Genomic DNA, 16,044 nt, shown 5'->3' with positions numbered 1-16,044 from the left:
ATATAATTTATCTTTGCGGAATGAAGGGTTTGTTTTTCTTTTTGGTTCCAATGTTTGGTCTATTTGCTCAACACAAAATTGAGCATCAATCCCAAGTTTGGTACGGGTATTATTTAACTTATCCCATTAATAATCAATGGTTTGTGCAGGGAGAAGTACACACGCGGCATTTTGTTGACCCGCTTGTACATCATCAAAACGCATTTCGTGCGCATGTGCATCGTACATTTGGGGAGAATTGGGATGTTTCTGCCGGAGCAGCTATTTTTTTAAATACGCCAAACGATCCGCTTACATCTACACGCTTGGCCATCCCAGAATATCGACCACATGTCGATATTGTTTATCGACATCGTTTGTCGGCATTTCGCTTAGACCATCGTTTTCGTTCAGAAATGCGGTTTAATCGGGGAACAGATTTTTCCCGAACGCAGTTGACCGATGCCGTTAATTTAAATAGCTACCGGTTTCGTTACCGCATTCAAGCCTTATTCCCGTTAGTTAAAACGATTCAGGGTAAAGTTAATACAGAGATTTTATTGAATGCGGGCCAGGAGAATCCGGCGAATGTTTTAGATCAACACCGGATGTTTGCAGGATTTAGTATTCCCATTCGTGATAATCTGACGGTGGATGTTGGGTATTTGCATGCGTTTCAGCAAAGACCGAATCTGAATTATTATGATCGCAGTATCCTGAGTTTAATGCTGTTTCATCAAATTAATTAGATCACTTAGTTTATCAGTTTTCGTAAAAATTTGCGCTTTACCGCATGGATTTGTTTATTTACCGGTTAGTTCTACTTATCAGGTGTGGTGGTGACGCTGCCGGGGTCGTAGACCCCGGCAGCGTCTACCCTCGAGTTACCCTTATATTTCATAAGTTTTCTGATAAACTCAGTCCGATGCGCTCTTAAGCGCTAAAGCAAACTTCAGTAACTTGATATTTAACGAGGGAACAAGGTTTTACTTTAAATTTGTTGAAACTTATTAAGTTTTTACACCATCATGAATGAAATTTCGCAACTTTGCACCTTGAATTCATCAACAAATTATGTCATCAACAAATTCGCTTAAAGAAGAAGCCCTTCATTACCACGCCAAAGGCAGACCCGGCAAAATTGAGGTCATTCCATCCAAAGAAACGGCGTCTCAAAAGGATTTAACGCTGGCGTACTCACCCGGTGTCGCCGACCCCTGCCTCGAAATCGCAGCTAACCCTGAAGACATATATAAATACACGGCCAAAGGAAACTTAGTTGCCGTAATCTCGAATGGTACCGCCGTGCTTGGCCTCGGTGACATCGGTCCCGGCGCCAGTAAACCCGTCATGGAAGGCAAGGGGCTCTTGTTTAAAATCTATGCTGATATTGATGTTTTTGACCTGGAATTAAACACCAAAGACGTCGACGAATTCGTTCGTACGGTGAAAATATTAGAGCCTACTTTTGGTGGTGTCAACTTAGAAGATATCTCCGCTCCCGAATGTTTCGAGATCGAAGAACGCCTCAAAGCGGAATTGAATATCCCGGTCATGCACGATGACCAGCACGGAACAGCCATTATTTCCTCCGCCGCGTTGTTAAATGCACTCGAAATTGTGGGCAAGGATATCGCAAAAGTAAAAATAATCATCAATGGTGCCGGAGCATCTGCTACCTCATGTACCCGATTGTATTGTTCATTGGGCGCTAAAAAAGAGAACATTCTGATGTTCGATTCCAAAGGCCTGATTCACCCAAGTCGGACAAACTTGGACGGCCGCAAATCCGAATTTGCGAATGGACATTACCCGGCAGAAACTACCTTGACACAAGCGCTCGTAGGCGCCGATGTATTCGTTGGCCTTTCCAAAGGAAACATCCTGACCGAGGAAATGATCAATCCGATGGCCAAAGACCTAATCGTTTTTGCCATGGCGAATCCGACGCCGGAAATCGCCTACGACAAAGCGATGAACGCGCGTAAAGACATTATTTTTGCCACTGGACGTAGCGATTACCCGAACCAAGTGAATAACGTGTTGGGCTTTCCCTACATTTTCCGCGGAGCGCTCGATGTTCGTTCGAAGGTCATTAATGAAGAAATGAAATTAGCCGCTGTCTATGCTTTGGCAGATTTGGCGAAAAAACCAGTTCCTGATATCGTTAATTTGGCGTATGATCACGATAACCTAGTTTTTGGCCGAGAATATATTATCCCCAAACCGGTAGATCCACGTTTGTTGACAACCGTTGCACCGGCCGTTGCCCGCGCCGCCATGGAAACGGGTGTGGCTAAATTCCCGATCCAAGATTGGGATGCGTACGAGTTGCAATTGTCCAAACGTTTGGGACTTGATAATACGTTGATGAAGGTGATCATCAACAAAGCTAAATCGAAACCGAAACGTGTCGTTTTAGCCGATGCTGAAAATCTTTCTGTTTTGAAAGCTGCCAAAGAAGTCCGGGAGGAAGGCATCGCTACGCCCATCTTGTTGGGCAACCGCGAGGTGATCGAACAGATGCTGACCGATAATAAAATTGACCTGCCAAATGTCGAAATTATTGATCCATATGTTCCGGCAACGAAGGAAGATAAGGCACGTTCTACGCGTTACAGTGAGGAGTTTTTCTTACGTCGCCAGCGTCAAGGATACAATAAAGCAGAGGCCCAAAAAATCATTCGTCGGCGAAATTATTTCGGTAGCATGATGGTGGACATGGGTGATGCGGATGCCATGATCGGTGGTATGAGTCGGAATTATCCGGACACCGTTCGCCCAGCTTTGCAGACGATTGGTCGGAAAGAAGGCGTACAAAAAGTGTCGGGTATGTACATTTTGATGACGCGTTTTGGCCCGTTATTTTTAGCGGATACGACGGTGAATTTCAACCCAACCGCTGAAGAAATTGTGGAGATTGCCGAGCTTTCAGCGAAGCAAGTGGAGAAGTTTAACATCAAACCGCGGATCGCGCTGATTACGTATTCCAACTTTGGAAGTGCGGATGGGGATGATGCGAAGAAGATGAGGAAGGCAGTTCATATGCTGAAGCAACGTAATCCAAAAATGATTGTGGATGGTGAAATGCAAGCGCATTTACCGTTTAATTTGGACTTGATGAAAGAGAATCATCCGTTCAGCGATTTGGCGGAACAAGGGGCGAATGTTCTAATTTTCCCGAATTTATCTTCGTCTAATATTGCGTACAACTTGGTGAAAGAAATTGCAGATATCGAAAAAATTGGACCTATTCTTTTAGGTTTGAAGAAACCGGTGCACGTGGTGCAGCTCGGTTCAACGACTCGAGAAATTGTCAATATGATTGCCATCGCCGTCGTGGATGCGCAAATGAACAAATAATTTTTTAAATTAATTTATACGCTGCCGGTGGTCAACGACCCCGGCAGCGTATCGCGAAAATACTAGATTTAAACGAATAAGCGGGCCCAACTAATTGATAAAATGCTTTTTAGCTATTGAAATTTTGCTCTTCTTAGCTAGCTTTGGCAAAGCTCCAAGCTTTGCCAAAGCTAAGGCTGAAACACCTTTTTTGCCTTATAAATAAGGCTGTAATTCTGCCCGTAACAAGCCACTTCCACCTCCAAAATGTTGGATAATCGGTACCGAAACCCTCCCTCGAACTAGCGCCTCATCCGCAGTCGAAACGCCGCTACTTAACAGCAATACATCCATCGGAATCCCCGGAGCTAATACCTTCTGGGCATCCTGAAATCCGCTGGCCGTGAACTCGGGGTAGTTCCCAATTAAGCGCACCAACAACCCCACGATGTCTTTATTACCGCCAAAAATCACGATATGTTTCATAATTGCATGGGAACTTCCATGAGTAAAATTTCGGCGTCTTGACTCATTTCGCCGAATGAAACGGAAGCCGCATCGCGAATACCGAGGCCATCACGCGAAGCTAAGGCCTGCCCGTCTACGGTCACTTCTCCACGTAAGACGAATACATAAAGGCCATTTCCAGCCTTTTTGATGCTATATTCAGCCGACACCCCTGCATCGAATTTCCCGATATGAAACCAGGCATCTTGGTGAATCCATACCCCGGCATCATCCGGTGATGGCGATAAAATTTGATCAAACTTATTGGCACGATTCGCCGGATTTAACTCGATTTGATCATACCGTGGCGTTACATTTTTCTTATTTGGGAAAATCCAAATCTGCAAAAACTTCACCGTCGCATCTTTATTTCGATTGTATTCGCTGTGGTAAATCCCCGTCCCCGCACTCATCACCTGAATTTCTCCATGGCGAATCACGGTCGTATTTCCCATACTGTCCTTGTGCTCCAGATCGCCTTCCAACGGAATACTGATAATCTCCATATTATCATGTGGATGTTGGCCAAAGCCCATCCCACCTGAAACGGTGTCATCATTTAATACGCGAAGTGCACCAAAGTGGATACGTTTCGGATCATAGTAATTCGCAAAACTGAAGGTGTGAAAACTTTTCAACCAGCCATGATCTGCGGCTCCGCGGGTTTCCGCTACATGTAAGTCATAAGATGTCATTTGAATTCTTCGCTTTAAAGGTCCATGATATGGTAAATTCAGCGACTTGTTGGCCAGCTGAATTTGTTCCCACCGACTTCGAAACCAATTTACTCCCTGAATTGTTCACGAGCGCTTCTTCGACCGCAGCTTGAAATGCAAGTCCATCTTCGCAGGTGAAGTGCACGACGCCGGTCGCTTTTTTGGTGAACGTGGCCTCTACTTTTTCTACTAGCATGCTAACGGCGGGATCGCGTTTGTAGACTTGACCGAAGGCCAACATCCCCGCGCTCATTTCGGCTGCCATAGCCTCGACGGCGAAGTAGATTGAGCGAAAGGGGTTTTGGCTAAACCAAGAATATTTGACCCGAACGACGCATGTTTTTTCATCAAAATGAGCGATCGAAAGTCCAGCCCAAAATGCAGCGGATAGCTTTTGAAGGATAAATAATTTAAATAAAATGGGGTTCGTGATGAGCCGTTTGAAGGCTGGGAAGTTTGGATTCATCTTATAAAATAAATGGAATGAGGGCCTTAACTCGTTGTTGGTACGCTCGATATTCAGCACCGAAAATGGCTATTAATTTTCGTTCTTCCAAACGGTAACCGATGCCAATGTAGGTGTACGATATGAGTAACGTCAATCCCATTTTCTGGGTAGGCAGACATAAAAATAGGCCCAAAATGAGCACAATTGTCGCGAAGTAAAGTGGATGGCGCACATATTTATACATTCCTTTTTGGACTAACAGTGGCGTCGCTTCTTTTTTAATGCCTAAAAATTCGGCACCATCAAATGCCTGAAAGGCACGTACGAGCAAAACCAATCCCAAGGCCATGCAAATTATGCCCAGGTACCAGGTCCAAGTGGGAAGTTCTAGTGCCTGATTGGGCGCAGCGATGCTTACATATAAGAGCGGTAATAAGATCGAAATGGCAATAATATTATAGCCAATTCGATAAAAAGGAAAGACGGTAGGGAGCGTTTTTTCCACCCAATTTTTCACCTGTGTGGCCGCCAAAAAACTATGGACAAAAAAGTATGCCGCCCATGCGCTTGCGAGTAAATAGATTTCCATGCATGCTAGTTGGCAATTTTCTTCCTCATTTACACCTTTTTCTTATAATTTTACGGCCATGACGATTCAAGAAATATCCCTCGAAACGGTTTGGCAAATTCGCCATGAGGTCATGTGGCCGGAGCGCGACACAAGCTTTGTGCGCATTCCTGAAGATGCGCAAGCGAAACATCTCGGGGTGGTCGTGGCCAACCAAGTTGTCTCGATCATTTCACTTTTTGACACACCTGAAGGCCTACAGTTTCGAAAATTTGCGACGCTTACAACGGAGCAAGGAAAGGGTTATGGATCTTATTTATTGCAACATGTGATTGATTTGCGTCCAGGTCAAAACATTTGGTGCCATGCCCGAGTCGAAAAACAGGCTTTTTATGAGAAATTCGGCCTATTTGCACGTTCGATCCCCTTTGTGAAGTCTGGGAAAACTTATGTGCGCATGGAGCGCGATTAACGTATTTTTAAATTCTGAATACCTGTAGAGACGCGATACTTCGCGTCTTATTTTTTGGTATTTAGACGCGAGGTATCGCGTCTCTACGTTTTTGTATTTAGACGCGAAGTATCGCGTCTCTACAACTAACCTTTACTGTTGAAACCACCCCGCATACTCCACATAATTCATCGCCGTCCGCATAAAAACACCTGCCGCATCGTCACTCACCGGCTTCAAAAATTTTGCCGGGTTCCCCGCATAAATACTGCCAGCCGGGACGCGCGTATTTGATGTCACCACTGCACCCGCGGCAATAATTGAACCTGTCTCAATCACCGCCCCATCCATCACGATAGCACCCATGCCAATCAGCACGTGGTCCTCAATTGTGCAGCCATGCACAATAGCGTTATGCGCCACCGACACATAATTTCCGATCGTCGTTTCGGTCTTTTGGTACGTACAATGAATCACGGCACCATCCTGAATATTTGTATAATTTCCAATGCGAATGCGATTCACATCCCCACGAACCACCGCGTTAAACCAAACCGTGCAATGCTCCCCAAAGGTCACATCACCTACAATCGTGGCATTCGGTGCCTGCCAATTTTCCGCGCCAAACACAGGCGAAACGCCCTTTACTGGTAAGATTAATGCCATTTTCCTTGTAGTTTCATTACTTTTTCAATCACATCACGTACGGCTCCTTTTCCCCCGCCAAACGGCGAAACATATTTTACCGCTTGCTGGATCTCCGGAATCGCATCCGCCGGACACGTACTCAATAGCTCCGGTCGCGACAAGATTTTTAAGTCCGGAACATCATCACCCATGTATAAAACTTCGGATTCTTTCAGGCCCGTTTTTGCCAACCACCCCAAGTAGGTTTCCAATTTGTCCTTACCCCCCAAACCAAAATAAATATCCTGAAATTTTAGATTTTCTAAACGCTTTTTCACCCCCGCATGACCCCCACCCGTAATCACACACATCCGATATTCCGCCATCCGCGCACGCTCAATCGCATACCCATCCCGAATATAAAACGTGCGGTAATGTTCCCCACTTTCAAGCACATGTACCGAACCATCCGTCATGACACCATCCACATCAAATACAAATGCTTTAATGGAGGAAAATAAGGAAAGGACGTTCGACATGATTGGGGGATTTGTGCCAACAAATATCTGCAATTTTTACGTATTTTTACCCCCATGTGGAATCGAATTATTTGGTGTTTATGTATTTGCTTGGTTATGCCAAAGCCACTGCATGCCCAGCAATTTTCAGGTAATCCCGATCGCTTTGCCGACGAGGTTAAAAGCTGGATGCTTCAAAGCAAATACCAAGATGCCCCTCAAATTGCCGCCAAATGGAGCGCTTTTTGGCAGTCCACCCCCCAAGAAAATCTACGCACGCAAATCACCCAAACGGCCTCAAAAGGGATGCGTTCGCCTCAAATTGCCTACTTATTCGTGCGCGTTTATCTCCAATCTGTACCTGAATTGCAATCGGAATTACTGGAGATTTGGCCTAAATTACTTGAAGCAAAAGACCCCAAAATAGCCATTTCCCTCCTAGAACAAATCGACACATGGCAGTTTAATCAAACCCTAGAAGGAACGGGAAATTACCAAATTCGAATCCAAGGAAACCTACATCTGGCATGGTACCAAACCCAAGCTGTCGTTTCAGCCGCCGATAGCTGGGATTCCGAATCTCCCCTTAGTGAGACCACACCTACATTTACTTTTTCAAATGGACCTATTCTGACATGGAATAAGGCCGTTTTACAATCCAAAATTACGCGCGATAGCCTTGCACTTGTGCCAGAATCCTTTCAGTGGTCGATTAAAGATCGCATCGGAATTGGGACTCAAGCGCGCACGAAAGGTGGCGCTTACGGGGATTGGGAGATGAAAACATTTCAATTAATTCCGCGTAAAGGGGTGTTGGTCAGTCAGGAAGGAACGCTGAAATTAGGTGAACGCCTACTCGAAGGATCGGGGAAATTATCCCTTAAGCGCAAAGCAGGAACTCCATTTTTCTCCTTTGATTTCCAATCAAAAACAGACTTAAAAGAACCGTTACAAGGCCTGTATTGGAAGGCGTTTGGCCGTTTAAACATTCAAGATAATAAGCAAGGAATTTCCGCTAATGGATCAACCCCCGCGCGGATTGAAGTCTATGCGCAAAAACAGAAATTAGCCGAATTTAAGACGCCGCTTGCTTACATTAATGCCGATGAGAAAATTCAGATGTCCCAAAGCGAATTCACTGCTTTTGTTGGCCCCAAAGATTCACTTTATCATGCCAATGTGCGCGCAAATTGGTTTCCAGGAGAGGAAGCTTGGCACATAAATCTGAACGAAAGCAAGCAAATGTTTGAAGAAAGTTTTCATCAAATGCGCTTCGCGGTAGATTTGGCCATTCTGAAAGTGCCCACCCGAATGATTGATTTTTACCGTGTTTCGGGAAGGACCCAAGTGCCCGCTTGGGTTGAATCATTTGATTTTTTTGACGCTGAGCGCATCGGCTCCGAACAAGGAATTTTGACCTATGACCCGCTCCGCGTGTTGTATAATTATTTAAATGAAACGAAGCAGAGCGAGGCCTATTTGGGCGACATCGCCACCCGATATCAGCGGGATCCTAAATCGCTACAAGGCGGCTTCGAACAATTTAAACGCGCAGGCTTATTGAATTATCAAGCGTCCACCGATCGGGTTTCTTGGACGCGCCTCGGGAAACATTATGCGCAAGTTAAGTTTGCGAAAAAAGATTTTGATCGGTTTTATGTTCCTTCCTATGGCAACTTAGTTCCTCGGGATTCAGCCAATATTTCCCTTGATTTGGCACAAAAAAAACTCATGGTGCGCGGGATCAAAGAAGTCATGATTTCCGATTCGCTCAAGGCTAATTTCCTTCCTTCCGATTCCCAAATTTCATTCAGCCAAGGACGCGATTTCGACTTTAAAGGCGAAATAAAAATAGGCAATTACCGCTTTCGTGGCCCCGCATTTTTTTTCAATTTTACCAATTTTGCGGTCCAATTTCCCAAGATTGATTCCATTACGTTTCTGCCTAAAAACAGCTCTCATGAAGTTGGCGGCCAACTTAAATACGAAGCAGGTACCATTTTACTCAGCCCTCCATCCAACAAATCGGGCCGGAACGGAATCGCGGCCTACCCCAAATTACTTATTCCGAATGGCGTAGTTTCCTATTTCGATGAAGACTGGCGCGCGCAAGGTGTATATACCAAAAAGCATTATTTCAAAGTTCCGCGTATCGAATTAGACAGCCTCACCCAAAAGGAAATAACCTTTCAAGGGAGTTTTTATTCAGATGGTCTTTTGCCCACACTAAAAGCCTCATTGGCTTTAATGGCCGACCAGTCTTTTGGTTTTCAATATACCAGCAAAACGCCGCTTGAGATCTATAAAGGACAAGCCAAATATACCCTTAGCGCCCCACTAACCATGAATCATGCGGGTCTGCAGAGTCAAGGAAATTTGCAATATCTTGGTCTACTTGCCCAAGAAAAAGCAACCCATTTTTACCCCGATTCATTGATTTCATCGGGAACAGAAGCTAAAATAACCTCCGTTTTCGGAGGCAAATCTATTTTCCCAGAAGCTAAAATTCCGGCCCATAGTTTACGCTGGATCCCATCGCAAGACAGTTTGTGGATCCAACCAGAAAAATCGGCTATTTCACTATTCCAAAATCAGGTACAACTGGAAGGCCGACTCGGCATGCATCAGAAACAAGTATTTGCCCAAGGAAAAATGACGTTTAATGATGGGGTTTTCATGGGGAATAACTTTCGATTGAATGCAAATTTGTGGCACGGGGATCAGGTGGAGATGAAGATAGGCCGACAAATGGCTTTGTTCAAACCTGCGGTTCAAGCGCAATCAGTGACAATTGACGCGACAGTGGGTACAGGAAAAATGACAATCAAGCAGATGAAAGGCGAAGAAAGCCCCATTGTTTTTCCGTTCATTGCCTACCAAAGTACACTCAAAGATGCTGTTTGGGATACACAAAATCAGACGTTTAAATTGACAGGAAAGTCAGGGTTTGAACTACAGCGCTGGGCAGAAAATGATAGCTTAATTCCAGATCAGTCCCAAGGGCTCATTCGTGCAAATACGGCCGAATATGATTTAAAAGGACAGCTTTTATCACTTAGTGGGGTTAAGGAAGTTAGTTCAGGGCCGAGTATCATTTACCCGGCGAAAGGGGTTTTTGGTTTACAAAAAGAGGGGGCATTTAAACCGTTTGCGGGCGCAAGAGCGTTGTTAAACGGAACACATATGTTGGCCGACTTAAAAGTAACCGAAGGCAATTCGACCTCTTGGAAGGGCGAGGCGAATTATTTATTTCCGCGGAGTGATGGGGATACGGTGAAAGTGACCTTACGCAATTTTGCATTTGTGGAGTCGGTTTTGGCGAATAAAAAAACAGAAACAGTCATTACGGCGGAGGGATTAATTTCCGAGAAAACGCCTTTGAATTTTAGTAAACATCAGCAATTTAAGGGAGAAGTTGCCCTGAATTCGGGGAAGGCAAATTTACAGTTTAAAGGATTTTTGCGTCCCGTTTTGGGCTTACCCAATTTCAAGGCTGCATGGATTCCGTTTGAAAATGCGAAGGGTGAAACGCCTACACTTAAGCTGGATCCAAGTGTCCGCGATGAGGCCGGTAGGCCAGTGACGGCGGGAATTTTTATCAATGTGGATAATAAATTGTACCCTACATTTTTGGGGCCGGTTTCAGACGATTTAGATCCGGTTTTGTTTCAGGCGGAGGGGGAAGTTGTGGAGGAAAAGGATCGTTATGAGGTGAAGGGGAAGGATTCAGAAATTCGTTTGTTTGTAGAAAAGCGGCGCATGGAGGCGGAAGGAGCGGTGCAATTATTTACGGGGAATAAGCCGATTAAAGCATTTGGGAAAATAGATATGTCCACGGATTCCTTGGTACCACGTTTAGAAACGTGGTTAAGTCTTCAATTTGCTTTCCCGCCAAATCTACTCAAAGTGATGGGCGACCGCATCGTTAAGTTTGGGTTGGATGAGGGAATACCGGGAGAGTCAGCGGATGAGCCTGAAAATCGAGATGCGTATTTGAAGCGAGCGGCACAGGTATTGGGGCGTGCCATTCCGGAAGCGATTCGTACGAAAATGGATCAAGTACATTTGGGCTTGGACAAAGTAGCACCGGAATTTGCGGGTAGTATCAATCTTTCGGCGGTTCGTTGGGTTTGGTCACCAAACACGTCGTCGTTTTATTCGGTGGGAGGTTTGCCGGTGGTGAATGTGGGTGCGGTGGATGTTAATAGTACGGTGAAAGGATATATGGAGGTGATTAAAAAGCCGAGCAAAGAAGAGTTCTATGGCTATTGGGAATTGTCGGAGGATCTTTGGTATTATTTTGCCTATTTTAATGAAGAATTAGGTGTTTATTCGTCGGATAATGCGTTTCTTGCGGCGATTCGCGAGGCTGTGAAGGGGGATAAAAAGGGTAAATTGGCCGTAGTTGAGGCTGCTGCGGATGAAAAGGATGCATTTTTGAAGCGGTTTTTGAGTTATTACCGAGGGGTGTCACCTGCTAAAAAAGCAGCACCTGTGAAGAAGTCGGCACCAGCTAAGCCGGCGGTAAAAAAGGGAGGATTTTAATATGGAAACGAAGTTAGGAAAGCTTTTTCGGTTTATGGATACGCTCGGATTGGGGGAAAGAGATCCTTTTGGAAATCCAATATTGTTTAAGCGAATCGTTGTGATGATTCTGGGATTTATCACGTATAATCGATTGAATGTTTATAATAAAACGAAGGTTACGGGGACTGAATATTTAGACGATTTGCCGATGAATGGCGTTTTGTTTTTACCGAATCATCAAACTTATTTTATGGATGTGGTGTGTTTGTATCATATCTTTTTTTCGGTCAAATGGGGATTTCGAAATTCCTTGAATTACCCGATTTATTTGGTGGCCCCGAGGTCCAATTTATTCTATGTGGCGGCGGCGGAAACAATGAAAAATGATGGTTTATTACCTCGAATTTTGGCATTTGCGGGGGCAATTTTAGTAAATCGCTCATGGCGCGCGGAGGGCCAAGATGTCAAGCGCGATGTTGATTTAGCTGCTGTTGAAAAGATTGGGAAGGGGTTAAAATCTGGTTGGGTGATTAGCTTTCCACAGGGCACGACGCGTGCTTTTGCGCCATTACGGAAGGGAACGGCTCACTTGATTAAGGGCGAAAATCCAATTGTGGTACCTGTTCGAATTAATGGATTTCGGCGGGCATTTGATAAGAAAGGTTTGTTGATGCGCAAGCGCCAAACAACCTTGACTGTTGAATTCCGTGAGCCAATTCGCTTTGATTCGTCAGCGACGCCAGAGGAAATTTTGGAGCGTTTGCGGTTGGAAATTGGATTGGAAGCGGAGGCATGTTAACGAAGACCAAAGGCTTGGTGATTTCCAATATGCGTTACCGTGAATCATCGTTGCTGGTCACGATTTACACGGCGGAATGTGGCATTACAACGTACATTGAAAATGGGGTGCGTTCGGTGAAGGCGAAACATAAAATGGCCCTTTTTCAGCCATTGACTTTGTTGGAGCTCGAGGTTTTTCACAAGCCGGGCAAGGGAATTCATCGTATTTCTTCTGCCAAATGTTATTATCCATACCGAAAAATACCCTTTGATATTGCGTATTCGAGCATTGCTTTATTTTTAAGTGAGGTCTTGTCGAAAGTGTTGAAGGAGGAGGAGGCGAATCCGGTGTTGTTTGAATTTCTGGAAACTTCGTTTCAGTTTTTGGATCAAGCTCCGGGGCATACGGAGAATTTTCACTTGCAATTTCTGTGGAATTTGACGGAGTTTTTGGGTTTTTATCCGGGTTTGGCGTCTGAGTTTTTGGAGCAATTGCGCGTGGCGGGAGTTCCGGGTTTGGCGGGGATTGATGCAGCAGCTTTAGGGGCTCTTTTTCATGCGGATTATGGGCAAGAGGTGCTGATGAAGCGCGGCCAACGGCAAGCTATTTTGGCAGCTTTAATTTTTTATTATCAATTGCACATGGAGTCGTTTGGAGAGTTACGATCGTTGCAAATTTTACAAGAGGTATTGTCATGAGTCGATTGTTGCGCTATACGATTGAGGGGGAGGATCGGTTTTTATCGATTTCGTTGGAGTTTACGCCGCAGCGTGTGGGGCCACAGGAGATTCATTTGCCTATTTGGCGGCCGGGGCGGTATCAGGCTCAGTATTTTGCCAAGAATATCGCTGGAATTACTTCTTCGCGGGGATTGATTCGGAAGTCGGGTTTATCTACGTGGACGCTTACCATAGATTCACTGGATCCGGTTGTTTTGTCTTATCGGTATTTTGCGGATCAGCCGGATGCGGGGGGCTGTGTTTCGCAGTCGGACTTACTTTATATCAATTTTATTGCTTGTTTAATCTTACCAGATCGGGGAGAAAATAGGCCTTGTGAGGTAAACATCTCGCTGCCGTTTTCCATTCCGCCTGCGATTCCCACGCCGGCGATTTCTATTCCGCCTGCGATTTCCACGCTGCCGGGGTATCGCGTAAATGCCTGTTCTTTAACTACTTACGGGTCTGGATTTCGGGCTAAATCGTATCGCGAATTGGTTGATTCTCCGTTTATAGCTGCTCCAGAAATCTTTTCATATAGCTGGAAGTCACATGGAGTACAGTTTTTTATTGAAGGTGTGGGGCCCCAGCAGCATTTTTCGAAGCGGTTGTTGCAGGCATATGAACGATTTGTGGATTTTCAGATTGGATACATGGAGGGATTTCCGGGTAAGAAATACCATTTTTTGCATTGGATATGCCCGAAGCCATTTTACCATGGGGTGGAGCATACGGCATCTACGATGATGGTGATGGGGCCTGAGGATCGAGATTCGTATGATGATTTGATTGGTTTGGCATCGCATGAATTATTTCATGTTTGGAATGTGGCGACGATCCGACCGAAGGAATTATTGCCCTATGATTATACGCGTGCTGTAATTTTCGATACGGGTTGGGTGATTGAGGGGATTACAACGTATTTGGGGGATTGGTTTTTGTGGGCATCAGGTGTGGTGACAGCGGACGAGTATGTGGGGATGTTACTTGGGAATTTGAAATTACATTTTGAACGGGATGGCGAGTCCAAGCAATCTTTGGTCGAAAGTTCGATTGATTTATGGTTGGATGGTTACGGACAGGCCTTGCCGGGGAAGCGAGTTTCTATTTATTTCAAGGGTGCTCTGGTGGCTTTAGCCTTGGATTTGATGATTCGTCAAAAATTCAATCATCAGCGTTCGTTACGCGATGTATTATTGGCTATGAAGGCGGAATTTAAAAAGGGATATACTAGGACGGATTTTTATGCATTGGTAGAAAACGTGTATGAAGCACCCTTAAGTGATTTTTGGCGAATCTGGGTGGAAGGAAACGAGCCATTGGGTAAACGAATTGGAGAGCTAATGGTATTTGTTGGGTTGTCATTTAAAGAATCCCCGATGCAGTTGGAGATACAAAATGCGGCGCTTTTAGCCTCATTCGCATTGGCAAATAGTCAGAAACAGAATATTTAGGGCGAATTAAGAACTAATTTGGCTAAATTGTATGAACGTTATAGCCTATATGTTTTTGATATTTACCACCATGAAAGAATATTCGATGCGTATACGCAAATTTCGCCAGTTACAAGATTTTAGTCAGGAATTTATGGCGATGAAGATGGGCATAACGATGTCGGCCTATTCCAAAATTGAACGCGGAAAAACGGAGTTGACTCTTTTTCGTTTGTCTCAAATCGCTTCAGTTCTTGAAGTGGATATTATCGATTTTCTCAGGGAAAGTACGGTTGGGAATGTTGCGGAGACTGCCACCCCAGATTATGGTTTTGTTACCCGAGGCGAATTTGCGGAACAGGCGGCGGCGGTGCACCAACTGCAGTTGAAATTAAGCGAAATCCTGTCCAAACTGCCGCAATAAATTCCTACCTTTGTCGCTTAAATTCATCGTTATGCTGCAAAGGCCCCGTAGAAATCGTCAAAGTGCTGTCATTCGTGATATGGTAGAGGAAACTCGCCTGTCGGTGAAAGACATGTTATTCCCACTATTTGTTCAGGCTGGTTCGGGCAAAAAGACGCCAATCGTCTCGATGCCCGGAATTAATCGCTATTCTGTTGATTTGTTGTTGAAGGAAATTGATGAATGTGCCAATTTGGGCATTCGTTCATTCGCTTTATTTCCGCAGGTGGAGGAGTCGTTAAAGGACTCAATTGCCTCTGAAAGTCACCGAAAAGGCTCTTTATATTTAGACGCGATTCATGCGGTTTCGAGCCGTTTCCCAGAAATATCTTTATTGACCGACGTTGCCATGGACCCATACAGTTCGGATGGTCATGACGGAATCGTCAAAGATGGTCAAATTTTAAATGACGAAACCTTACCGGTTCTTGCCAAAATGGCGATTGCTCAAGCGCAAGCTGGCTCTCGCTTGATAGGCCCATCAGACATGATGGATGGTCGGGTTGGTTATTTGCGCGAAGCATTGGATGGCGCAGGATTTTCGAATGTGGGAATTATGGCCTATACCGCCAAATATGCGTCCGCTTTTTATGGTCCGTTCCGGGATGCATTGGAGTCGGCACCTAAATTTGGCGATAAAAAATCCTATCAAATGAACCCTGCGAATCGTCGGGAAGCATTAATTGAATTGGAATTAGACGAGGCGGAAGGTGCAGATTTTCTTATGGTAAAGCCCGCTTTGGCCTATTTAGATATCATCGCTTTGTTGCGTGAAAATAGTCACTTGCCAATTGCCGCTTATAATGTTTCCGGCGAATATGCCATGATTAAAGCCGCCGCTCAAAATGGTTGGCTTGATGGCGAAAAGGCGATGTTGGAAAGTTTATTATCGATTAAACGGGCGGGCGCTCAGGTCATTCTGACGTATTTTGCCAAAGAATTTGCTCAATTAACCAAAGCGTAAA

At 44.9% G+C, this 16,044-nt stretch carries 15 protein-coding genes; 9 read left to right on the top strand and 6 right to left on the bottom strand.

Translation table 11 applies throughout. From position 1 onward, the window contains the following. The first annotated feature begins 20 nt into the window (after positions 1 to 20). Together ACIQ6T_RS06495 and ACIQ6T_RS06490 are read left to right on the top strand one after the other, a co-directional pair. On the top strand, positions 21 to 728 hold the full coding sequence (locus tag ACIQ6T_RS06495; RefSeq protein ID WP_395785097.1) for a DUF2490 domain-containing protein: 708 nt from the start codon (positions 21 to 23) through the stop codon (positions 726 to 728). A 325-nt stretch (positions 729 to 1,053) separates the two neighbouring features. Beyond that, positions 1,054 to 3,342, top strand: a complete 2,289-nt coding sequence (locus ACIQ6T_RS06490; RefSeq protein WP_395785096.1) for an NADP-dependent malic enzyme — start codon at positions 1,054 to 1,056, stop codon at positions 3,340 to 3,342. Between the two features lie 195 nt (positions 3,343 to 3,537). On the opposite strand, the gene ACIQ6T_RS06485 is transcribed toward ACIQ6T_RS06490, so the two are convergent. From ACIQ6T_RS06485 to ACIQ6T_RS06470, 4 genes are read right to left on the bottom strand one after another with little or no spacing between them, the layout of a single operon-like run. Beyond that, a complete protein-coding gene (locus tag ACIQ6T_RS06485; RefSeq protein ID WP_395785095.1) occupies positions 3,538 to 3,807 on the bottom strand; it encodes a hypothetical protein in 270 nt (89 codons plus the stop codon). After that, positions 3,804 to 4,523 (bottom strand): pirin family protein, encoded by a 720-nt coding sequence (locus ACIQ6T_RS06480; RefSeq protein WP_395785094.1) that lies wholly within the window; start codon positions 4,521 to 4,523, stop codon positions 3,804 to 3,806. The genes ACIQ6T_RS06485 and ACIQ6T_RS06480 overlap by 4 nt, the downstream gene beginning before the upstream one ends. Next, complete coding sequence (locus ACIQ6T_RS06475; protein ID WP_395785093.1) at positions 4,510 to 5,010, bottom strand: DUF4442 domain-containing protein; 501 nt, start codon at positions 5,008 to 5,010, stop codon at positions 4,510 to 4,512. The genes ACIQ6T_RS06480 and ACIQ6T_RS06475 overlap by 14 nt, the downstream gene beginning before the upstream one ends. Position 5,011: 1 nt before the next feature. Next, positions 5,012 to 5,581 carry a methyltransferase family protein gene (locus ACIQ6T_RS06470; protein WP_395785092.1) on the bottom strand — a complete coding sequence of 190 codons (570 nt, stop codon included), beginning with the start codon at positions 5,579 to 5,581 and terminating at the stop codon, positions 5,012 to 5,014. On the opposite strand from ACIQ6T_RS06470, the gene ACIQ6T_RS06465 reads away from it, so the two are divergent. Further along, positions 5,580 to 6,032: a GNAT family N-acetyltransferase gene (locus tag ACIQ6T_RS06465; protein WP_395785091.1), complete on the top strand. Its 453-nt coding sequence runs from the start codon at positions 5,580 to 5,582 to the stop codon at positions 6,030 to 6,032. The genes ACIQ6T_RS06470 and ACIQ6T_RS06465 overlap by 2 nt on opposite strands. A gap of 132 nt (positions 6,033 to 6,164) precedes the next feature. Here ACIQ6T_RS06465 and ACIQ6T_RS06460 read toward each other — a convergent pair whose 3' ends face one another. Beyond that, positions 6,165 to 6,677 carry a gamma carbonic anhydrase family protein gene (locus ACIQ6T_RS06460; RefSeq protein WP_395785090.1) on the bottom strand — a complete coding sequence of 171 codons (513 nt, stop codon included), beginning with the start codon at positions 6,675 to 6,677 and terminating at the stop codon, positions 6,165 to 6,167. Beyond that, positions 6,668 to 7,177 (bottom strand): KdsC family phosphatase, encoded by a 510-nt coding sequence (locus tag ACIQ6T_RS06455; RefSeq protein WP_395785089.1) that lies wholly within the window; start codon positions 7,175 to 7,177, stop codon positions 6,668 to 6,670. The genes ACIQ6T_RS06460 and ACIQ6T_RS06455 overlap by 10 nt, the downstream gene beginning before the upstream one ends. A gap of 96 nt (positions 7,178 to 7,273) precedes the next feature. Here ACIQ6T_RS06455 and ACIQ6T_RS06450 point away from each other — a divergent pair, with 96 nt between their 5' ends. From ACIQ6T_RS06450 to hemB, 6 genes are read left to right on the top strand one after another with little or no spacing between them, the layout of a single operon-like run. Beyond that, a complete protein-coding gene (locus ACIQ6T_RS06450) occupies positions 7,274 to 11,701 on the top strand; it encodes a hypothetical protein (RefSeq protein WP_395785088.1) in 4,428 nt (1,475 codons plus the stop codon). A 1-nt stretch (position 11,702) separates the two neighbouring features. Continuing rightward, positions 11,703 to 12,482, top strand: a complete 780-nt coding sequence (locus ACIQ6T_RS06445) for a lysophospholipid acyltransferase family protein (RefSeq protein WP_395785087.1) — start codon at positions 11,703 to 11,705, stop codon at positions 12,480 to 12,482. Beyond that, complete coding sequence (gene recO / locus ACIQ6T_RS06440; RefSeq protein ID WP_395785086.1) at positions 12,476 to 13,162, top strand: DNA repair protein RecO; 687 nt, start codon at positions 12,476 to 12,478, stop codon at positions 13,160 to 13,162. Before ACIQ6T_RS06445 ends, recO begins: the two co-directional genes overlap by 7 nt. Then, entirely contained in the window at positions 13,159 to 14,637 is a 1,479-nt protein-coding gene (locus ACIQ6T_RS06435; RefSeq protein WP_395785085.1) for a hypothetical protein, read from the top strand. The genes recO and ACIQ6T_RS06435 overlap by 4 nt, the downstream gene beginning before the upstream one ends. Before the next feature lie 31 nt (positions 14,638 to 14,668). Continuing rightward, positions 14,669 to 15,040 (top strand): helix-turn-helix domain-containing protein, encoded by a 372-nt coding sequence (locus ACIQ6T_RS06430; protein ID WP_395785084.1) that lies wholly within the window; start codon positions 14,669 to 14,671, stop codon positions 15,038 to 15,040. Between the two features lie 31 nt (positions 15,041 to 15,071). Then, positions 15,072 to 16,043 (top strand): porphobilinogen synthase, encoded by a 972-nt coding sequence (gene hemB, locus ACIQ6T_RS06425; protein WP_395785083.1) that lies wholly within the window; start codon positions 15,072 to 15,074, stop codon positions 16,041 to 16,043. Position 16,044: the final 1 nt, after the last annotated feature.

Origin of the sequence: Aquirufa sp. (assembly GCF_044377215.1) — a bacterium.
GTDB lineage: Bacteria > Bacteroidota > Bacteroidia > Cytophagales > Spirosomataceae > Aquirufa.
The sequence above is the reverse complement of the archived record's forward strand: the minus strand, read 5'-3'. Positions and strand labels throughout refer to the sequence as shown.